The 24,377-nt window shown below is 44.6% G+C and carries 19 protein-coding genes and 1 riboswitch; of the genes, 9 read left to right on the top strand and 10 right to left on the bottom strand.

The genetic code is table 11. The annotated features are described in order from the left end of the window. Positions 1-415: 415 nt before the first annotated feature. Positions 416-1,840: a Na+/H+ antiporter NhaC gene (gene nhaC / locus ACOV1R_RS12040; RefSeq protein ID WP_003643500.1), complete on the top strand. Its 1,425-nt coding sequence runs from the start codon at positions 416-418 to the stop codon at positions 1,838-1,840. Positions 1,841-1,878: 38 nt separating this feature from the next. Then, on the top strand, positions 1,879-2,184 hold the full coding sequence (locus ACOV1R_RS12035; protein ID WP_013355995.1) for a hypothetical protein: 306 nt from the start codon (positions 1,879-1,881) through the stop codon (positions 2,182-2,184). A 60-nt stretch (positions 2,185-2,244) separates the two neighbouring features. Here the strand turns inward: ACOV1R_RS12035 and ACOV1R_RS12030 are convergent, their stop codons facing one another. Further along, the gene (locus ACOV1R_RS12030) at positions 2,245-3,345 is read right to left on the bottom strand and encodes an SIS domain-containing protein (RefSeq protein ID WP_015379490.1); all 1,101 of its coding nucleotides are present in this window, start codon (positions 3,343-3,345) and stop codon (positions 2,245-2,247) included. Between the two features lie 451 nt (positions 3,346-3,796). Beyond that, positions 3,797-3,895, top strand: a riboswitch (purine riboswitch). Between the two features lie 77 nt (positions 3,896-3,972). Between ACOV1R_RS12030 and ade the strand changes: the two genes are divergently transcribed. Beyond that, positions 3,973-5,664: an adenine deaminase gene (ade, locus tag ACOV1R_RS12025; RefSeq protein WP_013355992.1), complete on the top strand. Its 1,692-nt coding sequence runs from the start codon at positions 3,973-3,975 to the stop codon at positions 5,662-5,664. Between the two features lie 163 nt (positions 5,665-5,827). Here ade and ACOV1R_RS12020 read toward each other — a convergent pair whose 3' ends face one another. Beyond that, entirely contained in the window at positions 5,828-7,012 is a 1,185-nt protein-coding gene (locus ACOV1R_RS12020; protein ID WP_021357446.1) for a DUF2325 domain-containing protein, read from the bottom strand. Positions 7,013-7,498: 486 nt separating this feature from the next. Here ACOV1R_RS12020 and ACOV1R_RS12015 point away from each other — a divergent pair, with 486 nt between their 5' ends. Beyond that, positions 7,499-8,167 (top strand): MmcQ/YjbR family DNA-binding protein, encoded by a 669-nt coding sequence (locus ACOV1R_RS12015; protein ID WP_015826060.1) that lies wholly within the window; start codon positions 7,499-7,501, stop codon positions 8,165-8,167. 143 nt (positions 8,168-8,310) lie between these two features. Here ACOV1R_RS12015 and ACOV1R_RS12010 read toward each other — a convergent pair whose 3' ends face one another. Next, positions 8,311-8,490 (bottom strand): hypothetical protein, encoded by a 180-nt coding sequence (locus ACOV1R_RS12010; protein WP_003642849.1) that lies wholly within the window; start codon positions 8,488-8,490, stop codon positions 8,311-8,313. A 2-nt stretch (positions 8,491-8,492) separates the two neighbouring features. Continuing rightward, the gene (locus ACOV1R_RS12005; protein ID WP_015381041.1) at positions 8,493-10,337 is read right to left on the bottom strand and encodes a heavy metal translocating P-type ATPase; all 1,845 of its coding nucleotides are present in this window, start codon (positions 10,335-10,337) and stop codon (positions 8,493-8,495) included. 769 nt (positions 10,338-11,106) lie between these two features. Between ACOV1R_RS12005 and ACOV1R_RS12000 the strand changes: the two genes are divergently transcribed. Then, entirely contained in the window at positions 11,107-12,774 is a 1,668-nt protein-coding gene (locus ACOV1R_RS12000; RefSeq protein WP_003642847.1) for a BCCT family transporter, read from the top strand. Between the two features lie 1,105 nt (positions 12,775-13,879). Continuing rightward, complete coding sequence (locus ACOV1R_RS11995) at positions 13,880-14,521, top strand: SGNH/GDSL hydrolase family protein (RefSeq protein WP_015381040.1); 642 nt, start codon at positions 13,880-13,882, stop codon at positions 14,519-14,521. Positions 14,522-14,623: 102 nt separating this feature from the next. On the opposite strand, the gene ACOV1R_RS11990 is transcribed toward ACOV1R_RS11995, so the two are convergent. Beyond that, positions 14,624-15,052, bottom strand: a complete 429-nt coding sequence (locus ACOV1R_RS11990) for a hypothetical protein (RefSeq protein ID WP_003642842.1) — start codon at positions 15,050-15,052, stop codon at positions 14,624-14,626. Between the two features lie 172 nt (positions 15,053-15,224). On the opposite strand from ACOV1R_RS11990, the gene ACOV1R_RS11985 reads away from it, so the two are divergent. Next, a complete protein-coding gene (locus ACOV1R_RS11985) occupies positions 15,225-15,470 on the top strand; it encodes a YdeI/OmpD-associated family protein (RefSeq protein ID WP_021357434.1) in 246 nt (81 codons plus the stop codon). 94 nt (positions 15,471-15,564) lie between these two features. Here ACOV1R_RS11985 and ACOV1R_RS11980 read toward each other — a convergent pair whose 3' ends face one another. Together ACOV1R_RS11980 and ACOV1R_RS11975 are read right to left on the bottom strand one after the other, a co-directional pair. Further along, the gene (locus ACOV1R_RS11980; RefSeq protein WP_003643491.1) at positions 15,565-16,089 is read right to left on the bottom strand and encodes an HIT family protein; all 525 of its coding nucleotides are present in this window, start codon (positions 16,087-16,089) and stop codon (positions 15,565-15,567) included. Between the two features lie 169 nt (positions 16,090-16,258). Continuing rightward, positions 16,259-17,179 carry an aldo/keto reductase gene (locus ACOV1R_RS11975; protein ID WP_015381038.1) on the bottom strand — a complete coding sequence of 307 codons (921 nt, stop codon included), beginning with the start codon at positions 17,177-17,179 and terminating at the stop codon, positions 16,259-16,261. Positions 17,180-18,239: 1,060 nt separating this feature from the next. On the opposite strand from ACOV1R_RS11975, the gene ACOV1R_RS11970 reads away from it, so the two are divergent. After that, the gene (locus ACOV1R_RS11970; RefSeq protein WP_003643490.1) at positions 18,240-18,551 is read left to right on the top strand and encodes a metal-sulfur cluster assembly factor; all 312 of its coding nucleotides are present in this window, start codon (positions 18,240-18,242) and stop codon (positions 18,549-18,551) included. 224 nt (positions 18,552-18,775) lie between these two features. On the opposite strand, the gene pflA is transcribed toward ACOV1R_RS11970, so the two are convergent. After that, entirely contained in the window at positions 18,776-19,597 is an 822-nt protein-coding gene (gene pflA, locus ACOV1R_RS11965; RefSeq protein WP_003642837.1) for a pyruvate formate-lyase-activating protein, read from the bottom strand. A gap of 36 nt (positions 19,598-19,633) precedes the next feature. Next, complete coding sequence (pflB, locus tag ACOV1R_RS11960) at positions 19,634-21,892, bottom strand: formate C-acetyltransferase (RefSeq protein ID WP_003642836.1); 2,259 nt, start codon at positions 21,890-21,892, stop codon at positions 19,634-19,636. A gap of 417 nt (positions 21,893-22,309) precedes the next feature. On the opposite strand from pflB, the gene ACOV1R_RS11955 reads away from it, so the two are divergent. Next, positions 22,310-23,299 carry a serine hydrolase domain-containing protein gene (locus ACOV1R_RS11955; RefSeq protein ID WP_015381036.1) on the top strand — a complete coding sequence of 330 codons (990 nt, stop codon included), beginning with the start codon at positions 22,310-22,312 and terminating at the stop codon, positions 23,297-23,299. Positions 23,300-23,466: 167 nt separating this feature from the next. Here the strand turns inward: ACOV1R_RS11955 and ACOV1R_RS11950 are convergent, their stop codons facing one another. Beyond that, entirely contained in the window at positions 23,467-23,982 is a 516-nt protein-coding gene (locus tag ACOV1R_RS11950) for a VanZ family protein (RefSeq protein ID WP_003643489.1), read from the bottom strand. Positions 23,983-24,377 lie beyond the last annotated feature (395 nt).

Raw genomic sequence — 24,377 nt, 5'->3', positions numbered from 1 at the left:
TTATAAAATGGCTTGACGATGATAAAAAATGGTGGTATTGTTAATCACAAGTTAATAACTGTACGATAACGTTACATCAAGTAGACATAGTGGTAGGTGTCAGGAAGCCGGTGGTTGCTGCGAACCGGTCAGCTACTATGATTGAAATACGGTAACCGAGTTTCGACTGAACGGATAATAACTAGAACCGTTATCTTCTAGTGAGTGGTGGATTAAGTGTCAATAATCCGCAACCTGGGTGGTACCGCGACTAGTCTAATCGTCCCTGTTGTTCATATGAACAATGGGGACGATTTTTTTGATGAAGAGGATGAGAATAATGACAAATCAACGCTGTGGTGGGATTGCACGATATTAAAATTTTGATGATGAATATGCGTCACTGGAATTTTATCAATCGAAGGGGTAATAAATTATGAACAAAACAAAAGCACCACAAATTAGTACCTTAGAAGCAGTCATTGTCTTACTGGTCGTCCTCGGAATTATGAGTGCGGGTGTGATTGGTTGGGGATTATCGCCCCAAGTTCCCGTATTACTCGCAATGGGCGTTGTCACTGCTTGGGCGATGTTGCGCGGGTTTCCATGGTCAGCAGTTAATGCCGGGATTAAAGAGGGCATTGATAAAGGAATCGTGCCAATCTTCATCTTTATTCTCATTGGTGCGATGATTTCAACTTGGATTGCGGCGGGAACGATTCCCACACTCATGGTGATTGGATTCAAAATCATTAATATTCAGTGGTTTTTGCCATCAGTCTTTATTGTTTGTACCCTAGTCGGTGCGGCGGTCGGCAGTGCCTTTACGGTAACATCGACGGTCGGAATTGCCTTTTTCGGCATGGGCGTGACCATGAATCTGAATCCAGCCTTAGTTGCCGGTGCAATTATCAGTGGTGGAATCTTCGGCGATAAATTATCACCATTATCAGAAACCAATAATTTAGCTTCAGCCGTAGTGGATACTGATCTTTTTACGCACATTAAACATATCTTATGGAGCACGCTACCGGCCGGGCTCATTTCATTAGGCTTGTTTGCTATGCTGGGGCACAGTAATACGGAGACAAGCTTAGCCAAGATCAATCAAACAGTTGCGGTTTTAAATGGTCATTTCAGTATCTCAGCCTTGGCATTATTACCAATCGTCTTAGTCTTCATTTGTGCCGGGTTTAAAATGCCAGCCATTCCAACGATGCTTTTAAATATTTTTATTTCGGCGGGCTTGATTCTATTTGAACAGCCTGAGTTATCACTGGCGAAGTTAACCGCCATTATTAACACGGGATTTGTTTCGAAGACGGGGAATACGAGTGTTGATACGTTGCTTTCACGGGGCGGAATCGTCAGCATGATGAGTATGGTCGCGTTAATTGTGGTTACGCTATCCTTAGGAGGATTGTTGGTCAAGTTTGGACTGATCAATCAAATTATGACTCCGGTTGCTAAGCACTTGAATAGCGATGGCAAGTTAGTATTGGCGGGTGTATTAACTTGTATTGGTGTCAACGTGTTTGTTGGTGAACAATTTCTTTCGATTATCTTACCAGGGCGCGCTTTTCGCCAGGCATTCAATGATGGTGGCTTATCCGGAAATGCACTGGGGCGGGTCCTTGAAGATGGCGGTACGGTAATCAATTACCTAGTCCCGTGGGGCGTTGGCGGCGTCTTCCTGACGACGACGCTGGGAGTACCAACCGTCCAATACTTACCATTTGTTTTCTTCAGTTTACTTTGTCCAGTTATCTCGGTAATCAGCGGTTTCACTGGTGTTGGTATGGCGCACTTGAATCAGCGAACTGCAGTGAAAACTAAGCATGTGACTGCAACGGAGGTTTAATCGTTGGTCGATCAGTTCACTTTAGGGAAGGTTGACGAATGGCTGTTAAAATAGTTACTTTATGTGGGTCTAGAAAATATGCGGCAGTATTTGAAACGGTTGAGCTGGCTCTGAGTAAACAAGGTGTTATTGTTTTAAAGCCAGCTTTCAGTGATGAAGTATTAACACCGATTGAGCTTCAGAATTTACGCCAGACACATTTGAAAAAAATCGACTTGGCAGATGAAGTAGTAGTCATTAATGTCGCTGGCTACATTGGTGAGCGGACTAGGCAAGAAATTGGCTATGCACAGCGTCAACATAAGAGAATTCGGTATTACGCAGTTACGGAAAACGAGCATTAATTAAAATGACCAGTATCGAAGAATATCGATACTGGTCATTTTGCGTTGATTTAGTAATCTTTACTTGAGTTTAGTAGCCGCTTGAAAATCTGCGTACATGGGATGGTTCAAATTGATCCCGCGTGATTTGGCAATGAACCAAGCTAAGACTTGGAACGGGATAATCGCAAGTAGTGGGGCTTTATACGGATCAGCAACGGCTTCGAGCTGGAGGGTTTGATCATCATTGATGGTCGGCTGGTCACCAGTGAGACTGATGGTATAAATGTGGGGCGTTAATCGCGATTCGTACGTCTTGACGGCCTGTAATTGGGTCATGACAGCTGGATCTGTATTGATTTCAAGATAGAACTGACAGTGATCTTCATGCGTCCCCATAAAGCCACCGTGGGTAAATGAGGCTAATGAGTAACCATGCGTTGGTACCCGGAGGATTTCGGTGAATTTGGCTTGCATTTCAGTTAGTGTTCCAGCTAGGACGTTAGCACCGATAGCTGTAAATTGAGGGGCGTTAGTGAAATCAATAGTGAACTTACGGTAGAAGTCGTTCGCCCGTTGAACAGTTGGATTCATGCTTTCAATCAGAAAACTGAACTCGTCTAATTCTTGATTGATTGCTAATTCGGTTAACCGTGCTTGAAGGGCAGCACTGCGGACGGCAAGCAACATTAAAGTGAGCACGATGGCTTGAAAGCTTAGTGTAATATAGGGCACTGATTCTTTGCCAGTTAGTAAGTCACAAGTTGCATCGGCCATTGCGGTCAGAGCAGTCGATTTTTGATTAGTCACGATAATGACATGAGCTTGACTGGCCGTGTGGGCTTTTTCGATTGCCGCTTGCATGGTTGGATCATCATCTTTTAGAGAAATCCCGATAACAACATCGACACTGGGATCAGCTTCCTCATAAGTGACGTAGAGGTCGGCCGCAGCAATGGTCACTTGGAGGGCGGCCGTCTTTTGCATGTATAAGCGGGCGGTGTTGGCGGCGTTGAGTCTTGAACCAGTTGCGAGGATCAACCAGTGTTGTGGATGATCAGGGGTGGCAGTCAAGGCCGCCGTAATCTGTTTGGGATAATTGGTTAACAACCGCTCTAGTACTGGCTGTTCCCGACGAATGTATGAGAGCATGGTCGGATTATTCATCATCATCAAAATCATCAGCTCCTAAAAAATAGTTATGTATATTAATATTAATTTAGCTTTATTGTAAACGTAAATGAACTTATAGTCAGCAAAAGAATGTTTAAAAATATGACTGTTGATTAATCGTAGCGGGTCCGCTTTAAATCAAAGGCGACTGCTCGCAAATCATTATAAAAGACGACTTAACGGCCGACGGTTTTATTCACGGGCTTGCCATTATCGGAACATGTTGCGTTTCAATGTACGCAGAACAACATCCTAATCAGCATTCTGGTTAGATGGCGTCACCAGTAAGGGACCTTGTCGCAAATCGTATGCCGTTCATTTAAAATGCCAGCGCTGTTTGTGGCAGACCCGACATTGATTTAGGTGAATATTCATGTCTAGTTCTAAGTTCATTGTACCAATCATTTATGATAATTAGGGCTTGCATGTAACTGAAAAGGCTGGTAAAGTAAGGAACAATTTATCAATACAACTAATTGCCTATATAATGCCATGATATGGATGGCGAGTTTCTACCCAGTGCCGTAAACACTGGACTATAAGCGAATTGAGTCGACGGGTCTACACTGCTTAATTTGCCGTGTGGACCCGTTTGCTTTCTCCGTAGGCAGACTGACTAGTGAGGAGAAAATAACGATGACGAAGACAGTTGAAATGGTGATTACTGGTGCACAAGTGTTAAACGTTTATACCCGTGAATTTGAAGCCACCAGTTTGTGGATCGATCACGGCCGGATTATTAGTAACTTGCGTGACGAGCCGTACATAGCGGCCCAGCATGTCGATGCGACCGGTCAGTGGATCGTTCCCGGCATGATCGATGCACATGTGCATATGGAGAGTTCGATGGTGGCACCTAGCGAGTTGGGAAAAGTCTTACTACAGCACGGCGTCACGACAATTGCGACTGATCCACATGAACTTGCCAATGTTGCGGGTATTGCTGGCATTCAGTACCTAATTGATGATGCGCGCCAAACACCACTAGATGTCTGTTTTATGCTACCGTCATCGGTACCGTGTGTTCCCTTTGATGATAACGGGGCAACGCTACATGCTGCTGACTTGCGCCCACTTTACCAACAGTCGGAGGTTCGGGGACTGGCGGAAGTAATGGACTATGGGGCCGTTGCGCGTGGTGATACTGACACCCTGGCTAAAATTAGTGATGCCTATGCGTATGGCTATCATGCGGATGGTCACGCTGCCGGTTTGAATGCGCACCAGCTCAATGTGATGCGCAATGCGGGACTGGATACTGATCATGAATGTATGACAGTGGCGGAAGCACAGGATCGTGTGCGGGCTGGTATGGCTGTTTTCTTGCGTGAAGGGACGGTTGAACGCGATGTTTTGCCGACGATTGGTGCAGTGACCGAAGCTAATGCTAGCCGGTTTGCTTTTTGTACGGATGATAAGACGATTAGTGACTTGCTCACAGAAGGGTCGATTGATTATAACGTGCGCCTAGCTATGCAGAGCGGGATGCGTCCTGAACTAGCCTACACATTGGCTAGTCTCAACGGCGCGATGGCGCATCGTTTAAGTGATCGGGGTAGTCTGTCAGCCGGGCAGTTGGCAGATTTAGTGGTCTTAGATGATCTCGAACACGTTAGGATTGCGCGGACGATGAAGCGGGGACAGTGGATATTACCAAGCACGACAAAACCATTGCCGTTTACTGCAACGCGTGTTCAGCACCATGCACAACTAGCCGACTTCCAATTACCACTAGCGACCGGGTTGGCAAATGTAATTGGTGTGCAGCCGAACCATATCGAGACGGATCACTTAACACTCCCGATTGATGCAACGCAGAATTTTGAAGCGGATTGCCAACGTGATATTCTCAAAATGGTTGTCATCGAGCGCCATCATAACACGGGCAAGGTGGGCGTCGGCTTAGTTCATGGCTTCGCACTTAAACAGGGAGCTATCGCTGGTACGGTGGCACATGATGCTCATAATATTGTTGCGGTCGGAACGTCGGATGCCGCAATCTTACGGGCGGTAGCCCAGATTACCCAAGATAACGGGGGAATTGCGGTCGTTGACGATGAACAAGTGCTAGCGACCATGCCGCTTGCCATTGGGGGCTTGCTGTCTGCAGCGAGCTATCAAAAAGTTGCTGAACAGTTGGCCGAACTTAAACGAGCGTATGAGGTCATTAGCGAGCGGCCACTTAGCTTTGATCCGTTCATTACGCTATCGTTTTTGACATTACCCGTGATTCCAACGTTGAAGTTAACGGCACGGGGGTTATTCGATTACGCGACCTTTGACTTTATTCCAGTTGCGATTCAGGATAACCAGCGTCAAACAGTTTAAGTGCAATCGTTCGGTGACTGAAATTAGGCTATGATGTGTCTGCTACTGAACAACGATGTAGTTTAAGGTTTGTGCCGAAATATGTTTAAAGCCCCGCAATAGCTAAACGTTTTAGTTAGCTGCTGCGGGGCTTTTACTGTGGTTTTAATGGGCTAAATGGCTGCTACTGTGAAGCGTCATTAATGCGGGGGTAGCTAATGGGATTGCCACTCTCATAAGCGGGAAGATCAGCGATTCCGCGGTAAACGGCTCGTTCAATCTGCTGCAGCCCGCCGCCATCAGCAATCGTCATTTTAATACCGTAATGCTTGACAGCTTTATTCAGTGTTTTGGAAGTGGCGTGTTTATTCTGATTCTGAATCATGACCACGAGGTCTGCTTGACCGATTTGCCGGTAATAGAAGTTGGTGCTATTACTGTGTTTAAAAGCATCAATCAATAAGGTGTGCCCGTTGTGCTCATCAATGAGTTGCGTGATCTGTGTTCGGCGCGTACCAACGTCGCCCATGACGATGGCAACTGTTTTTTCGTGCAGATCAAAGTCTAAGGTGCGCAGCGTCACTGGCACGGTGGTTGTGTGGATAGTGGCCTTTTTAGCTGGTTTGGCTGCTTTATTCGAGGTCGGTTGACTCGAGCTATGATGAACGTAACGAATAACCACCTTCTCAGGCCGCTCCTTATACCAAGCCAGGTCGACTAATTGACCATTACTGATGCGCTGATATTGCGCTTCTTGACTAGTGAACGTAACATCGTTCATTGCCGGATTGAGCGACGATAAGGTTGTGCCGTTATAATCTTGTTCGATGTGATAAGTATCATCGGTGTCTTGATAATGAACAACGAAAAATGGTGCGACAGTAATCGGATCCGCTGTAGTAGCGTGACTAACGATTTTATCAATATAAGGTTGTCGATGTTGCCGTAAATTTTGTTCTAACAGGACCTGATCATCGTGGTGAATCACCAGTTGTCGGGCCAAAATTTCATCGTAGTGGTAGCGTGGTGTGCCGGTCGGATCATTGGGGTCGACTAAATCAAACCCCTTTAAATCGCGCTTTACTTGCATGATTGTTTGCCCATTGGATTGTGCAGAAGTTGTTTTGACGGATGATGATGAATCTTCCGCGTTTGCTTGCGTAGCGTGGCCGCTGGTCTCATTGTGTGAGTTACTAGTGGCTAGTCTAGCTATGCGTGCATTATCCGAATCTACGATGGTATCAGGATCAAGCGCCAGGTTTAAGATTTCCTGAATCGCTTTGGCACCCTTGGCGAGGCCTTCATCGGTAGGTCGAATCATGGTCAATGTTCGGGCAATGGCGGTACGATAATCGCGATATTTTTTCAAATTAGGACCTCCGTTATTATTTAGTAAATTGGTCAGCGCAGACATGGTTCTGTGCTGGCTAAAAAGATATTTGGTACAGGGTCAGGTCATAACCAACGATATGTATGTGTTAATACCACGAGCCAAAATGATTGTGTTATGCTGGTTTAAAGAACCAAGTAGGTCATCAATTGCCAGTACTTATCAACTATTGTGCCATAGATTGTGGCTGGACGGGTATAAAAAAACAATAAAAACGAGTTAGTGAAGTCTTTTCAAGATTAGCTGAGCTTTAGCGCAAGTATTGGCTGATTGGAACAATGGCAATTGTTGTGAAAGGTCGGCTTACTAACACAGCAATGGTCAATTGAATTGGCCTTACGGGTGATTACTTATAAAATGATATAGCGGCTATCAGACGACAACGAGTGCGTTGACTTGTTTGTGGATTGCAATAGTCGAGCATCACATTCAGGATAAGTGGGAATGAAGTTGGAGGCGCAGCAGATGGCAAGAGTTAGATTTGAGAATAAACGGGTCAATATGAGCAAACTCAGTCAGTTTGGATTTGAACCCAATCAGAATGGTCAGTATCAGTTCCGAACTTTAATTATGCAAGGCCAATTTGAAATGATAATCGAGTTGAACACTGATGGCAGTCTGAACACGACATTAACGGATACGACGACTAGTGAAGTATATGTTTTACACCTGACATCCCAAGCCCATGGTCAGTTTGTAGGTCAAGTAGCGCAGGCTTATCAAGATGTTTTATACAACATCGAACAGCATTGTTACGATAATGACGTCTTCCAATCGACCCCGGAGCGTAAGCTGATTGCGCAAGTCAAAGCTGTTTATGGTGACGATCTTGAGTTCTTGTGGCCTAAATTTCCACAAAACGCGGTTTGGCGACGCTCAGACACGCACAAATGGTATGGCGCATTATTGACGGTAACTTCCGATAAACTGGCGTTGCCGGGCGCAACACATGTTGTGACGGTATTAGATTTGCGAGCGCGCCCAGAAGACTTATCTATGCTGATTGATGGACAACATTATTTACCGGGCTATCATATGAATAAGAAACATTGGTATTCAATTTTGCTTGATGATGTGGTACCACTTGCCACGATTATGGACGACGTAAAAGTTAGTTATATGTTGGCCAAGTAAGGCTTGAATGTAAGTGGACGGTCTCACCCTAAACCGAAGCATTGAGCATTAACTAAAAAAATCGTTCCCAAGAAGACATCTGGGAACGATTTTTTTGATTAATGATTGGTAAAACCATCGTTAGTGACTATTAGATTGAATAATTAGCGCGAGGCATGGTGCCGACTGCGGTACCAATCGAAGGCGAGCGTTAATAGCATGTAAGCAAAATCAACGAGAATTGCTTCTTTTAGTGGTACGTTGAGTAAAACGACTGAAACGAACGTTAAAACAACGACAAAAGTCAGTGCCGATTGTGCCCATCGTAAGAGCCATTCTGGCATGGTTAGCTCACATCCTTTGTTATGGGAGTTGTGGTTGTTGATGAGACTGATGATTGTGGCCGATCCCGTAATGCACGTAGCGCCCAAAGAATTGAGACCGTATCAACAACTTCTTGAAGCATAGCGCCAAAGAGTGCCGGAATGATACCAGTGCTGGCAATCAACATCAAGATCGTACAGATAGCAATCCCAATCCAAACGGCTTGTTTAGCCACTTGCATGGTATCTTTAGCAATGCGCACCGCCGTGACCACGCGACTGAGATCGTCTTTTAAGATGACGACGTCGGCCGATTCACTAGCAGCAGTTGAGCCATGGGCGCCCATGGCAATGCCGACGTCAGCAACAGCCAAGGAAGGCGCGTCATTAACACCATCACCAACCATGATAACGGGGCGTTCGGCCGCTGGTACAGCCTTTAAGTGGGCAATCTTATCTGCGGGTAGGAGGTCGGCAGCAACGGTATCGATACCGACATCGGCGGCAATATGATCAGCAATTGCCTGTTGGTCACCAGTAAGCATCATGACGTTTTGAACGCCCTCAGCGTGGAGTGCTTGAAGCGTGGCGGCTGCTTCGGGGCGGACATTGTCGATAAACGTGATGTAACCCGCGTACTGGTCATCGATGCCGACGTAGATAGCAGTAGTAGCAAGTGGCTTGGCGGTTGTAGTCGGTGCGACGAATTTAAGTTTGCCCACTTTGACCTGTTGCTGCTCAATCGTTGCCGTGACCCCATTACCCGTTACTTCTGCTAATTGTGTTGCCGGGCTGAGGCTAGTGGCACTCGCATACTTGACGAGTGAGCGGGCCAGGATATGACTTGAGTTTTGTTCAGCGCTCGCTGCGAGGTGCAAGATTTGTTCGGCAGTAAAACCAGGCTGAGGAACAATTTGGTTGACTGTTAATTGACCACTGGTAATGGTCCCCGTCTTATCAAACGCGGCGGACTTAGCCGTAGATAACTTCTCCAACATGTCCCCAGTCTTGACCACGATTCCGTTCCGACTAGTTCGGCTCATCCCTGAGACGAGTGCAACGGGTGCGGCGAGAATCAGCGGGCAAGGTGAAGCCACTACGAGGACTTCTGCAAATCGGTGGGGATCACCGCTGAATGCCCAAGCTACTCCGGCAATGACGTATGCTACCAAGGTGAATGGGACTGCATAGCGATCGGCCAGCCGTACGAATTTGGCTGGTCGTGATTCGGATTCTTTAACCAATTTGACTAACTGTTGGTATTGACTATCAATGGCTAATTTATCAACAACCATTGTAACGGCACTATCGCCGTTGACCGCACCAGACATAATGTCATCGCCAACGTGCTTGTCGACTGGTTTAGATTCACCCGTCAATGAAGATTCATCAAAGAGTGCCGTTCCTTGAATAAGGTGACCGTCTACTGGAACTAGCTCACCAGGTTTGACGACTAGCTGATCACCAATTTGGACATCTTCAACGGCAATATCTGTTAATTGGCCGGCGACTGAGCGGTGGGCAATACGTGGTGAATTATCGAGCAAGGCTTTCAATTCGGTATTCGCTCGTTTGGCCGCATAATCTTCTAACGAGTCACCCCCAGTGAGCATAATTAGAACGACAAGGCTAGCCCAATATTCGCCGACAGCTAGTGTTGCCACAATCGCCGTAATTGCTAATAAATCAACCCCGTACTTACCTGAACGTAAGGTTTTGATCATCTCAACTAACATTGATAAGGCCATAAGTGACCCCATTAATGTAATGATGATTTGTGCTGCCAATTGGTAGTGCAAACCAAACTGTAAAATAACCGCAATGATACCGACGCTGACCGTTAAAATTAATTTATAGTAGTGCCGCATGCAGTTCCCCTCCTTTTAGATGATAACGTTTTTTTACTTGTTACAAGAATAACATGAAATCGGTTTAATTGAAACAGATAAGAATGATTCTAAACTAAAAACTAATTATTGCGAAAACTTTTAAAAAGTTTCAGAAAAAATATGGGTGTAAAACTCGTCTAATCCTTGACGGGTTAGGCCTCGACGGCTCAAAATGGTTGATTTTACTTCTGATTTAATACTAGTATACTTATAAACGAACATCAGATATCAGAAAATACTGAAATCAGCATTTGTATAAGCCAACGTGCGCTGTGCAGGTGGTAACTTGTTACCCGGTACTAAGCGCTTTTTTGGTGCACCAAGCAATTAATCTAACAGTTGTGCGGTGGGCTTATCTGGTGATTCAAGGGGGTTATCTATTAGCAAGAGCAGTGTAACCATTAATCGTTACGTGGTGTGACGACGGTCGTGTGCTAAAGGCACGATGGTAATAGAAACACTAGCTAAACAAGATGAACACCAACGTCGATTAAGCAATTAAAAATCATTTGTCAGTATGGCGTTGTCCGGATTCAACCAACGGAAAGAAGGAAATTCTGCTACTGATTTTGAGTTAGCACAAACAGAATGCGGATGACAATGCCGGTCAAACCTGATACAGTCAGGGTGCTGAGTGCTCCGAGGATTAACTCGGAGGGGTGTACCGATTGCTAGTCGGAAATTTACGCGTGGGGACTACCATTGCTGGTAGGAAGAACCACGAATTTGATCTAAATATAGAGAGTATATGCTCAGTAGCAGGTTTATTATTTTAAAAAGTAAGAATATTGATTGGTGGGTCTATTTACCAACAATTGGGCTCTTTGCGGCGGCTTCCGTTGTTTTATTAATGGGGGGCCATTCGCTGGAGACGAGTTTAAGTGGCATCTTGAACTGGCTCACAAATAACATGAGCTGGCTTTATATGTCGGTATATGTGATCACTTTTATCTTTTTCATTTACTTAGGGTTTAGTAAGTTAGGGAAAACCAAACTTGGTGATCCTGATGACAAACCAGAATTTTCAACGTATCACTGGGGCAGTATGGTTTACGCGACCGGGATCGATGCCAGCATTTTAATGTTGAGCATGGTTGACCCGTTACGGTACCTCCAAAGCCCTTCATTCGGCGTCAAGCCGTTTTCAACTTCTGCATATAATTATGCGCACATGCTGGGACAATTTAATTGGGGACCAATGGCGTGGATGATGTTTGCGCCAGCCACGATTGCAATTGCCTATGCAATGTATGTTAAACACATCAAGGTTCAGCGGCTCAGTGCCGCAATTTCAGTACTACAAGGTCCTGGTAAGGGTAAGCAAATTGCCCGGAACACGATTGATTTTCTCGTTATTATTGGGATTATGGGTGGTGTTGGTACTTCAGTCGGGATGGAAATCCCCGTCATTTCAAAAGTTTTGAGTGCCGTTACCGGGATTGCCGATACGATGACTTTAAAGTTAGGGTTATTTGCCTTATTATTCGTAATTTTCGCCATGGCTGTTTTTAATGGCTTGAAGAAGGGAATCGGTCGGCTAAGTGCTGCCCATGTTTGGTTAGCGATTGGCTTCCTAATCGTTGTTTTAATTGTTGGCCCAACTTTGTATATTTTAAACTCGGAAACTAATAGTATTGGCTTGTTTGTCAATAAGTTTATTACGTTGAGCACGAATACTGCACCAAATGGTCACGCAACGGCCATGCAACGGCAGACGATCTTCTACTGGGGCTGGTGGTTATCCTTTATGCCAGTCATGGGCTTATTCATTGCCCGGATTTCTCGGGGCCGGACGATTCGTCAGGTACTCGGTGGTATGTTGCTATGGGGCTCATTAGGTTGTGTCAGTTTCTACGCCATCTTGGGTGGTTATGCCTTATACTTGCAACGGATGGGCATCGTTAACTTAGTTCATATCTTAAATACGCAAGGACAAGCCGCTGTGATTGCAGCAGTATTGTCGACCTTACCATTGAAGATGATTATGCTGGCTTTGTACTGCCTATCTTGCTTTATTTTCTTAGCAACGACGGTATCTTCATTTGCCTTCATTACCTCGTCATTTACTAGTAAAAAGTTGGCCGCGGGGGAACAACCAAGTCGTTTCAATCGGATGAGCTGGGTCGTTATCTTCCTAGTCTTCTCATTGGGGCTTGTCACGGTCGGTGGCTTTGAATCGATTCAGTCCATCTGTGCGATGTCTGGCTTCCCATTAACGATTGTCGCGCTCGTCTTACTGTACTCGATCCATCACGACTTAACGACTGATCCAGTCAAGGAAGCTGCGAAAGCCAATGCCAAAGCAGCTGAATTAGCACGCCGGAAACGGCTAGCACGTGACGTTGAAATCACAACTAAAACTGACTACGCACGCGAACGGCGTACTGCACGGAAACGTGAAACGGAAGCCGATTAGCGCTACTCAGTTGAACTAAATATATCAATTAAACTAGGCTCGTATTATGGATTTCCATAATACGAGCCTTTTAAGCTTGGCCCACCTGTTTGAAATAATGGTAGAAAGATGCCTTTTAGGGTTGGTTTTCTGTTCGTCAGCCAGTGAGCGTCCTATTCCGACCTCCGGGGCTGGGTGACAATTGCTGGAACGCAGCCGACATCGATTTGAGCTAACGAATAACCCGCGTCATCTCAAATACGAGTCTTATTCTAAGCCGGAAGGAAATCACTTCCGACTAAGAATAATTTGGCTACTGAGCATTGTCACCCAGCCCCTCCAGTCTCAAGCCACGGGTTGAAGCCGAGCATTGTCTAGCCAACGGATTAATGCGGTTTGGGCATTTGTCCGTTGGCATAGCAAGCACAGACTTTAGTGGCACCGAACACGTTTCAGGAAGCCGCTCGAATGGCTGATGAACGGCCACTTAACTCGGCACAATTGGTCGTTGGTTATTTTGATACAGGAACTTTAAACGAGACGTTAGGGTTACCCTAACCACTTTGTTGAGGTGTTCTATTATTACTATAGTAATTCCGAAATAGCGAGCTATCCCAATATCTTTTCGACCTAACAGTTGATTAACAAAATTACTGTTTATGGAGAACAATGACAAATTCATCAAAAGTTGGGTACATCTTCNCCCAATATCTTTTCGACCTAACAGTTGATTAACAAAATTACTGTTTATGGAGAACAATGACAAATTCATCAAAAGTTGGGTACATCTTCGTCCGCCATTCGAATACTGTCCCGACTGGAAGGCGTTTCGGCCAATGCTCAGCGGTGAAATTCCACTTAGCAAGCGTCCTTGGCTTGGTTAGTGGAAGACCAGTATTTAAGACGTGGTCTTCGGCTTAAATCTGTGTCCACCGCGTTCCAGCAATTGGCAGAAATGCCTGGAGGGCGGCGTAGGACGAACGAACTAAGCAGGTTTACGCTAACCGGAACTGTTTCCAGCGGGCCTAAGCTGGTGGCTGTTGACTTTAAATAAAGGCATCTTTATACCATAATTCAGGTGGGATGGATTAGAATGATAGCGATGATAGTAAAGGGAGGATTGGCTATGGCGATTAGTAATGGGCATGTTAGTTTTAAGCGGCCGGCGTGGTTGGGAGATTCGATTACGGCGAATAATGGGTTGGCGACGGTGCATTATCATGATATTTTGGCGGCTGATTGGGATGTCGAGCGGAGCGATAATTTGGGAATCTCTGGTTCAACGATTGGGAGTCGCTACGATGCGATGGCGGCGCGCTATCAAGCTATTCCTGAAGATGCTGATTTTATTGCTGTCTTTGGGGGCGTCAATGACTATGGTCGGAATCAGCCGTTAGGGCAATACGGTGATTGCGATATGACGACATTTTATGGCGCGTTAATGGTGTTACTGACGGGATTACAGACGAATTGGCCGACCGTGCCGAAGTTATTTATTTCAGCAATTCATATTGGCTCTGATTTTGGCGGCAGTTTTAGTGCGGTGACTAATGGTCTCGGGTATCGTCAGTCAGATTATGAAGCAGCGATTGCCCAGATGACTGCGGACTATGGCGTCCCACATTTGAGCTTGTACCGTGATGCGGGAATGACGTTTGCGATTCCCGCTCAAGCGGCCATTTATTCGGTGGATACTTTGCATCCGAACAATGCCGGTCATCGCGTGATTGCACGCAAGCTGCAGTCGTTTTTGGATAGCCACTTTTAGGTTGGCCTAGTCAGTAATGAATGGCACAGTTGATCGTAAATAAAAGCAGCAGCACGCTAATGGGCGTACTGCTGCTTATCTGAATCTAGGTGTCAAAACGGGCTACTTGGCTTTTTTCTTAGTCTTGGGCCCTTGTTTATGCTTCTGCTCGCGCAGCAAGTCTTTGAAGGTTTCGATTTCCGTAGTGTGCTTAGCCATCCATTCCTTGTAGTTAGAATGGGAGTCGGTATCGCTGATTTTAAGGCCGGTTTCTAACCAGAATAAAGCTTCGGTTAGGGAACCGAAATTATGAAACCAGAGTGTGTGGCCGTTGTCAGAGTCCATGGCAACGTAAGACTTGTAGTGGGGCGTTAAAAAGGTATGTTTAACAATTTTGAATGCGGCCCGGCGACGAGTTAATTTGTAATCCGGCAAGATATAGCGGCCAGGATGGGCCAGATGTGGGACAGAGTTCTTACGTTGTTCTTTATATTCAGTCAACATCGCTTTAGCGCGTTCGGGACTGATGAGGGTGATATCAAATTTTGGCATAGCAGGGCTCCCCTTGGTGAATAGCAGTATGGTCAATTATAGTAGTCAAATAATAATACTTATACTATAATGATAGCGCAATTTTATGAAAATTCGAAATATAAAAACCTGAAAATTAGGGATTTTCCCTTTCTTACAGTAAATTTAAGTAAAACTAATCGGAGGTTTGATTATGAGTACAGCACCCCTCAGTTCATTTGAAAAAAATATTCCGGCGGTAACCGAATTGTTAGCGGTTGATGCTGAATTGCAAACGTTCTTTGTGGCTTTGACACCTGGTTATCAGCGCGAATGGGCCCGCTTTATTTTTGGAACTAAGGCACAAGCAACTAAGGAACGGCACATTGAAGTTATGAAGACGGTTTTTCGAGCTGGCTATAAATCTAAGCGAGCGTATGATAGTCGGTCGGGTAAATAGGTGGATTTTGGCAATTTGAAATACGGTGACGGATTGCGATTAAGAATTGGGGTGTAGCCACCAAGATCTAAGCGGGTCTGGGTCCTGATTTGGTCTAATTGCTGTCAATTCTGTGGCTAGCAGGCCTTGTGAGTGCCTCTAAAGCCTGCAATTCTGCTTCCCGAGCATTAAGCGTGGCCTCAATTGCTACGCTGAGCGTGCGCTTTAACCGGCTTAAACGGGGAATGTCTAGACTGACATCATCACCATAAATTGTTTCCAGCGGTGTCCACCAGACGGGACCGGGGTTGGGCGTATCACCGTTATGGCGAGGAAATAAGTGCCAATGAACATGCGCGTCACCATTCCCGAGTAGTTCAATGTTCATTTTGTCTGCATGAAAGGCCTGCGCACAAGCTTCCTGGACGATACTCATCTCCTCAAGGTATCGTAACTTCTCGTGTGCCGGTAAATGATGTAATTCGGTAACGTGATGTTTGGCTAAAAAGAGCGTGTAGCCTTCAAAGTACTGGCTATCAGCAAGGACCACGTAGCCCGTTGTGAGTTCGTAAACGAAATAAGGATTCTGATGTGCCTGAATTAGTTTGATTCGTTCACAGATCGTGCAAGTGGATGTCATTCGCTCGCCTCCTGAGTCTTGATAAGATTAAGTATACGCGTAGATGTGGTGAGTACATCAAAAATGTTAGTGAAACGTCTAAAAAACGACGACCTGAAAATCAATCCTGATTTGGGGTCGTCGTTTTGATTGTAAAAACTAATCGTCAATTCTGTTAGGTCGATCGTGATTAAGGTAAATCGTTGCCAGCTGCAAAGTAAATGTCGTACCATTCTTGCCGAGAAAGCGTAACGTCTGCTCCAGCAGCATTTTGAGCTAGATGTTCCGGATTCATCGTACCAAGGATGACTTGGAAGTGGGCTGGGTGCCGGAGAATCCATGCGGTCGCAATAGCTGATTTAGTGACCTGTTTCTCATCGGCGAGTGCTTGCATGGCATTATTAAGTTCTGGAAACTTCGGATTGTCTAAGAAGATACCCGCGAAGTTACCGTATTGATAAGGCGACCAAGCTTGAATCGTCATCTTATGGAGCCGTGAGTATTCGATCATCTCGCCGTCGTGGTTAAGACTACGTTCGTCCTGCATGTTCGTGTGCAAGCCAAAGTCGATCGCACCGGTATGCATGATACCAAATTGGAGTTGGTTGATGATGAGCCGTTGGTTTAGTGCCGCTTGAAGCATGTCAACTTGCATGGGATTGAAGTTAGAGACGCCAAAGTGGCGCACCTTGCCGCTAGTTTGCAACTTGTCAAAAGCGGCAGCAACTTCTTCGGGTTCCATCAGGGCGTCCGGTCGATGGAGGAGGAAGGTGTCGAGATAATCAACACCTAAGCGTTGAAGTTCGCCATCCACGGCTGCCAGTATGTGCTGTTTGGAAAAGTCGTAACGCTTGCCAGGAACGATGCCGCCTTTTGACTGAATATAGAGCTGATCACGCGATACGTGAGCCTGCTTGAGTGCTTGACCGAAGATGGTCGATGATTGACCACCACCGTAGATATCAGCTGAATCAACGTAATTGATGCCTAAATCAACAGCGGTATCGATAACCTTGGTGGCTTGAGCGACATCCAAGGCGTCCATGCGCATGATGCCAAGCGCCACGCTGGAAGCTTGAATATTGCTGTGACCTAAATTAATCGTTTTCAAAACTAAAGTCCTCCTCAATGTGCAACTTGATTTAAATTCAGTATACGGTTTTCGTAAGAGGATGTAAACGGTTACGACTGGTGCAGACTGTTGGTAAATCTGATTTTAGAGCAAAAAAAATAGAACCCAAGGCTTCTCTACTTGAGTTCTACTTATGAGGAATAATCCTGATTAGCAATGAAAAATTGTTCAGTGTTAATATGATACACCTTCATGCTATTCAATTTTACGCGTGTCCAACTTCTAACGGACTAACCCGTATTTATTGTAACTATCTGCTATAGTCGATCTAAAGTAAGGTTGTTACTTGATTGCGACTCGTTAGACGGGTTTTAACGAAAGTCAAACTCGCGTTTAAAACTTGGGAATGTCTTCGTAACAGACATGCACCTCCGTTTAAACTTTGTAATACCTGAGTCTACAAATGGAACTGGTAATGTGGAACTAACAACTGGTCATCGGAGACACCTGTTTCCAACTAAAACTTAGTTAAAATCTGTTCGTCATTCTAATGCCAATTAATTCTTTGCGGTTATCGTTTATCTAAGGGTCAACGTTCAGTCATCCAACGTAAATCTCACGACACTCGCTAGACCGATAACGCTTCACGGCGCTTAAAACGGTTTCGATAACGACCCAAACTGTGATACTAGCTGTCTAACATTACAGCGACAGCCAAACTCTTTTGAGAAGCTTTGCTAATCGAGGATTAATTCCTTTCCTCACTTAGTATAATAGCATAAACCGCAAACGCTTACAACAAAAACAACCGCGAATTCGCAATAAAAATCAATAGTGACTCAAAACGCTGCTATATCGGGGATTATAGTAAATTTTTTCGAGAAATAGTCGCATAATTTGCTGATTGACCGATCGTTTGAAAAGTCGGCTAATTAGCGCTAATAATTGATTGAATATGGGCTGACATACGGTACAATAGAAGTAGACAAGAAAGCGCTTTATATAACGATGACGTGTATCAAGTGTGGTGGCACTTATACCGCGAAACGTTGGCGTGATTAATCAGTGAATTCAAGCTGGTATGGAAGGACGAGATACGATGACAACAACGTTTAAAGACCGGGCCTTCGAGGCGCTAGGACATGTCATTGACCCTGAATTAGGAATTGATCTGGTTAACTTGGGGTTGATCTATGATGCACAATTGACGGCGGAGGGGACCGCTGAAATTACCATGACGTTGACCATTGCGGGCTGTCCTTTGACCGAATGGTTGGCTAAGGACATTCACGATGAACTGATCAAATTACCAGAAGTTAACAATATCGAGATTGAGATTGTGTGGGAACCTGCTTGGAACGAAAGTATGATGTCCCGCGAAGCTCGAATGGAACTAGGCATTCATAGTTAGTGGCCGGCCTGTTCGCAGCTAGTTCAAGGGCTGACGGTCATTGGATAGGGCATGATTAAGGAAAGACGTTGCTGGTTTAGGCTTGCGGCGCTTTTTTTGCGTGCCACTGTACTAATTCCAGCCAGCAATACGTGCATGCGTCGAGCCAGCAAAAAAACACCAGTGACACAACCATCCGTAGACGATTGTATCGCTGGTGTTTTAGTCATGCTAGAAATGCCGATTTAAAGTTTTGGCAATGGCATCCATGTCTTGTACCCGTTGTAATCAGCGGTGTGCAGTAGTTTTTCGGCATTTGCCACCCGATCTTGGGTTGGAGACTCGATTCCTTCAAGCCGGTACTTGATCTTCATTTCATGATATTTTTTAACGCCCAAAGTATGGTACGGCAATACTTCGACTTTTTGAACGACGTCGTTTGGAATCTTAGCAATGTAATCGCCGAGTTTCTTCAAGTCTTCATCGTAATCAGTCCGTTGGGGAACCAGGACGTGACGAATCCACATATCATCGTGGTGTTGGGCCATGTACTGAATCATATCCAAGATATTTTCGTTCCCATACTGGGTCAACTGCTTGTGTTTGGCAGAATCGATGTGCTTAATGTCGACCAACGAAATGTCCGTGACCTTCATTAGACGTTCGAACTTGTCAAAGAAAGGTTGTTCTCGGGTAAAAGGCTGTCCAGAGGTATCCAGACAAGTACTGATATTCATCGCCTTGGCTTTTTCGAATAAGTCTAAGATGAAGTCGATTTGTACCAGTGATTCACCACCACTGACTGTGATGCCACCCGTCTTGCCCCAGAAAGCCCGGTATTTAGCCGCGTCTTCGAGAATCTCGTCGGCCGTCATTTGATCGCCAACGTTGAGTTTCCAAGTATCAGGGTTGTGACAGTATTGGCAACGCATGTGGCATCCTTGAAGGAATGCCACGTAACGGATACCTGGTCCGTCAACGGAGCCAAACGTTTCGATGGAGTGAACGTAGCCTATCAAAGGCTCCTTTGCCGCCGCTTGCGTTGTTGAAACTTGTTTGTTTTCCATGAGCCTTTCGCCTTCTTAACTATTAAAGATTAAATGTTACATTGATTCGAAGAATGTCCGTGAAATAACGTCATCTTGTTGTTCCTTGGTTAAATCTGCGAAGTAGACACAGTAGCCAGAAACCCGAACCGTTAATGTTGGGTATTCTTCAGGGTGTTTCTGAGCATCAATCAAAGTGTCTTTATTGAAGACGTTGATGTTCAAGTGCATCCCATCGTTCTTCATGTAACCGTCTAACATGTTTACTAACGTGTCTTTCCGTGATTCGAGGTCATGGCCTAACGTGTTAGGAGTAACGCCGAACGTGTTGGAAATCCCGTCAGTTGCGTAACGGTATGGTAATTTGGCAGTTGAAAGAAGTGAAGCTAATGCACCACTCTTTTCAGCACCGTATGCAGGGTTAGCACCTGGTGAGAATGGTTCGCCTTTTTGACGGCCATTTGGTGTGGTACCAGTGTTCTTACCATAAACAACGTTGGAGGTAATCGTCAAAACAGAAGTTGAAAGTTTGGCATTCCGATAGAGGTGATGCGTGTTCATCTTGCTGTATAATTCTTTGACTAACCATTTAGCAATGTCATCAGCGCGATCGTCATTGTTCCCATAACGTGGGTAGTCATTGTCGGCTTTGAAGTCAACGGCGATACCACGTTCGTCACGAATTACTTTAACGTGACCATACTTGATAGCTGAGATTGAATCCGCGGCATGTGATAAGCCAGAAATCCCAGTTGCAAAGGTCCGATCAAGATCAGTATTCTTCAAAGCTAATTGGGCAGCTTCATAGTAGTACTTATCATGCATATAATGAATTGCATTCAGTGAGTTAACGTAAGTGTCAGCTAACCAATCCATTTGCTTGTCTAATTTCTTCATGAATTCGTCGTAATCGATGTATTCTGAAGTAATTGGTTCGTAAGCAGGGCCAACTTGATCTCCAGCAATTTCGTCGCGGCCACCATTGATGGCATAAAGAATCGCTTTGGCTAAGTTTGCCCGGGCACCGAAGTACTGGATTCCATCAGCAATTGGTTGTGCGGAAACACAGCAAGCAATGCCATAATAATCGGTACCCCATTGTACCCGCATCAAGTCATCATTTTCATACTGAATGGTTGAACTGTCGATTGAAACTTCAGTTGCGTAACGTTTGAAGTCTTCTGGTAAGCGGTCTGACCATAAAATCGTGATGTTTGGTTCTGGTGCGGCGCCCATGTTGTCCAAAGTCTTTAAAATCCGGAAAGCGGTCTTAGTCACATGGTGTTGACCGTCGACGCCTAAACCACACATTGATAAGGTTGCCCAGATTGGGTCACCAGAGAAGAGAGAATTGTATTCTTCAGTACGGATGAACCGAACCATCCGTAGTTTCATGACGAATTGATCAATTAATTCTTGAGCTTGGCTTTCGTCCAGAACACCATTGTCCAAGTCACGTTGGATGAAGATGTCCATCGTTGTATCAATCCGGCCAACGGACATTGCAGCGCCGTTTTGGGTCTTGATAGCAGCTAAGTAAGCGAAGTACATCCATTGAATAGCTTCTTGAGCATTAGTTGCAGGCTTGCTAATATCGTAGCCATAACTGGCAGCCATCTTCTTCATATCTGCTAAAGCACGGTATTGATCTTGAACTTCTTCACGGAGGCGAATAACATCATCAGTCAATTCACCATCACCAATGTGGGCAAAGTCATTAGCTTTGTCTTCCATCAAACGATCGATCCCATAAACAGCGACCCGTGGAAGATCAGGAATGAGACGGCCACGTGCGTATGCATCTGGTAGTCCGGTGATGATCTTGTAGTGACGTGCTTTCCGCATGTCAGGAGTATAAACATCGAAGACGCCTTGGTTATGAGTCTTGCGATATTCAGTGAAAATCTTGTCGTTTTCTTCATCAGGGGTATAACCGTATGATTTCAAAGCGTCATCAGCCATTCGAATACCACCAAATGGCATGAAGGCCCGCTTCAAAGGCTTGTCAGTCTGGAGACCAACAATCTTTTCGAGATCTTTTTGAATATAACCAGGGCCGTGTGAAGTAATCGTTGCAACGACTTTAGTATCAGCATCCAACACACCACCAGCGGCACGTTCTTGTTTCTTTAATTCTAAGACTTTGTCATTCAAGGTCTTAGTAGCGGCTGTTGGTCCGGCCAGGAAGCTTTCGTCGCCATTGTACTGTGTGAAGTTATTTTGAATAAAATCACGAATGTTGATTTCTTCCTGCCAGTGCCCGCCTTTGAAACCTTTCCAAGCTGCTGGTTTTGTTGTCTTTTCTGATGTAATCATTTTCTCGCCTCCATAATTTGAATCCAATCAAATGATTGATAAAATTCTATATTTGAATCATAACATTTTTTGCTGGATTTGTAACCGCTTTCAGGTGATTTATTTCACGTTTGGGTTATTTTTTTGCAATCTATTATTGAAAAGTTGACTATTAACGTTGATATAACAGTACTTACATAGCTAGATAGGCATTGGTAATTCACTTAATTATATTTAGAAAACGGCTAAAAACAAGACTTGTTTTGATATATAAGTGGAATATTGTCCATAATGTAACAAGTGTTTAACTAGTTAATTAATAAAAAGTGCAACGAGGTGTGGAGGGTGTTAAAAGCGTTTGCCGTTGATTTTATGAGGAAGTTCGTTATCATAAAGAAGATAAGCAGAAACTAGTGAATGTAGTGAAAGGTGGGCGTAATGCGGATGCTCGAACAAATTGAACAATATATTGACAGTTGTATTGAAGCTGGCGACATTTATGGGGCGTCGTTTAGCTTGATCACCCCTAAAGGTATCAATCAATACTATCATGGTAAGCAGGGCCGCGATGAGTTTGCCGTGGGCTTAGATCCTGCGATGATTTATGACCTAGCATCGGTAACTAAGGTTGTAGGGACCACGACGAGGATTTTTCAGTTGTTATCGGACCACACGATTCATTTAACGGACTCGGTTGCCCGGTCTTTACCTGGGTTCACTCATCCTGAAATAACGATTAAAAACTTGTTACTTCATAATAGTGGGCTACCGGCAGATATTGATAACCTGGATAAGATGCAACGTGAAGATCTGATCAAAGCGGTTTATGATGCGCCACTCGTCACGGCACCAGGGACAACGTATGTCTATTCAGACCTGGGATTTATTTTATTGGGATGGATTATTCGTGCGGTTGACGGCTCATTGGCTCGGAGTATTCAAGACCACGTTTGCTATCCACTAGCGATGACCAATACGGGTTATAACTTAAATCGTCCGAAGATTCGGTTTGTGCCGACGGAGTTTGATCCGCGGCGGGGTCAGATTCAAGGACAGGTGCATGATTATAAAGCCTTTTTGTTGAATGGTGAGAGTGGTCACGCAGGCTTGTTCTCAACGCTGACGGATTTATCCGTATTTATTGAAATGATGTTAAACTTTGGTGAATATCAAGGCAAACGGGTGCTGGATGAAAATGTCTTTGACTGGTTAGGCGAGTATGACGAAAATGGCCGGACGTTAGGTTGGGAACGACGTGCGGGACGACATCAATATTTCCATACTGGTTTTACTGGCCCGGCAGTTGCTTTTGATTTGGATCGTCAAATTGGGCTGGTTGTGTTAACAAATCGAGTTTATCCAACTAGTGACAATCAGGTCTGGAACCAAGATCGTAAGCGAGTATTCGATCTGTTTTTTGAATCCTGATGATGGCAGCTTCATTAATAGTTAGTAGTTAAATTAAATAAGCGTCGCAGCCACTTAAGGCTGCGACGCTTATTTAATTACGATTTCATGACAGCTAGACCGCTGAAGTGTTTGGCACTTGTGGGTGCTAAGCAAACGCTATTTTGCTTTTTGCTTCTATATATACGTTATTTTTGCAACCAGCGAAGTCCGGGAACATGACGTGCAATTTTATAACCAGCGGCACCGATAATGACACCAGCCCAATTTGTGATGACATCATCGATATCAACCCAACGTTTGAGGTTAACCAACCAGTCAAGGATGAATTGTCCCAGCTCGAGTGTTAGCCCCGTAAGAAATCCCAACCAAATAAAACGACGCCAGGGCAAGTCGGGAAAATTCCATGCCAGTAAACCGCCCAATGGAACAGTGAGGAGAACGTTGAGCCAAAATTCAATGTCAAGTTGTTGGAAAGGAATCACGTTCAGCTTAACGGGTCCCCATTGAATATATTGAATAACGAGTTGGGTACCAAAATTGTAACTGGTAGGTGTGTAGCAAAAAGCAGTTAAGACCCAGAGAAAGGCAATTAAACTGAGTTGCTTAAAACGCTGGATATTTGTGCGCGCTGATCGCGCACAAGCGTATAGTAGAACAATAAACATTAATGAAATCAAAAAGAATGGTAGCCAAGCTAGCATAATTTAGTCGCTCCTTTAATTAAATAGTATAGAGAAAGAAAGCTGGTTTGACTATTAATAAAAAGAAATTCAGAAAAAGTGTTGACACTTTTTACTTCAATTGGTATATTAGTAAACGTTGCTGCTACGGCAGATACATCTCACCACCAAATAATTATTGAAATTAGTTGTTGACAACTTCTTCAGTAATTGGTAAGATAGTTTCTGTTGTCGCAATGGCAACCACGACAAATTAATCAAGTTACTTCTTAAAAAAAGTTGTTGACAAGATATTGATTAAGATGTTATGATGATTAAGTTGTGTTAAGCAATTAACACACGGAATTAGATCTTTGAAAACTGAACAAAGTTTCGACGAATCAAATGTGTAGGGTCTCTTGGTTTTGAATCAAGAG

Origin of the sequence: Lactiplantibacillus sp. YT640 (assembly GCF_049745435.1) — a bacterium.
GTDB classification, from domain to species: Bacteria; Bacillota; Bacilli; order Lactobacillales; family Lactobacillaceae; genus Lactiplantibacillus; species Lactiplantibacillus plantarum.
The sequence above is the reverse complement of the archived record's forward strand: the minus strand, read 5'-3'. Positions and strand labels throughout refer to the sequence as shown.

What these genes read in the sequence shown, in the direction of transcription:
- nhaC (WP_003643500.1), top strand. Translation starts at nt 416, where the DNA reads ATGAACAAAACAAAAGCACCACAAATTAGTACCTTAGAAGCAGTCATT.
- ACOV1R_RS12035 (WP_013355995.1), top strand. Translation starts at nt 1,879, where the DNA reads ATGGCTGTTAAAATAGTTACTTTATGTGGGTCTAGAAAATATGCGGCA.
- ACOV1R_RS12030 (WP_015379490.1), bottom strand. Translation starts at nt 3,345, where the DNA reads ATGATTTTGATGATGATGAATAATCCGACCATGCTCTCATACATTCGT.
- ade (WP_013355992.1), top strand. Translation starts at nt 3,973, where the DNA reads ATGACGAAGACAGTTGAAATGGTGATTACTGGTGCACAAGTGTTAAAC.
- ACOV1R_RS12015 (WP_015826060.1), top strand. Translation starts at nt 7,499, where the DNA reads ATGGCAAGAGTTAGATTTGAGAATAAACGGGTCAATATGAGCAAACTC.
- ACOV1R_RS12010 (WP_003642849.1), bottom strand. Translation starts at nt 8,490, where the DNA reads ATGCCAGAATGGCTCTTACGATGGGCACAATCGGCACTGACTTTTGTC.
- ACOV1R_RS12005 (WP_015381041.1), bottom strand. Translation starts at nt 10,337, where the DNA reads ATGCGGCACTACTATAAATTAATTTTAACGGTCAGCGTCGGTATCATT.
- ACOV1R_RS12000 (WP_003642847.1), top strand. Translation starts at nt 11,107, where the DNA reads ATGCTCAGTAGCAGGTTTATTATTTTAAAAAGTAAGAATATTGATTGG.
- ACOV1R_RS11995 (WP_015381040.1), top strand. Translation starts at nt 13,880, where the DNA reads ATGGCGATTAGTAATGGGCATGTTAGTTTTAAGCGGCCGGCGTGGTTG.
- ACOV1R_RS11990 (WP_003642842.1), bottom strand. Translation starts at nt 15,052, where the DNA reads ATGCCAAAATTTGATATCACCCTCATCAGTCCCGAACGCGCTAAAGCG.
- ACOV1R_RS11985 (WP_021357434.1), top strand. Translation starts at nt 15,225, where the DNA reads ATGAGTACAGCACCCCTCAGTTCATTTGAAAAAAATATTCCGGCGGTA.
- ACOV1R_RS11980 (WP_003643491.1), bottom strand. Translation starts at nt 16,089, where the DNA reads ATGACATCCACTTGCACGATCTGTGAACGAATCAAACTAATTCAGGCA.
- ACOV1R_RS11970 (WP_003643490.1), top strand. Translation starts at nt 18,240, where the DNA reads ATGACAACAACGTTTAAAGACCGGGCCTTCGAGGCGCTAGGACATGTC.
- pflA (WP_003642837.1), bottom strand. Translation starts at nt 19,597, where the DNA reads ATGGAAAACAAACAAGTTTCAACAACGCAAGCGGCGGCAAAGGAGCCT.
- pflB (WP_003642836.1), bottom strand. Translation starts at nt 21,892, where the DNA reads ATGATTACATCAGAAAAGACAACAAAACCAGCAGCTTGGAAAGGTTTC.
- ACOV1R_RS11955 (WP_015381036.1), top strand. Translation starts at nt 22,310, where the DNA reads ATGCGGATGCTCGAACAAATTGAACAATATATTGACAGTTGTATTGAA.
- ACOV1R_RS11950 (WP_003643489.1), bottom strand. Translation starts at nt 23,982, where the DNA reads ATGCTAGCTTGGCTACCATTCTTTTTGATTTCATTAATGTTTATTGTT.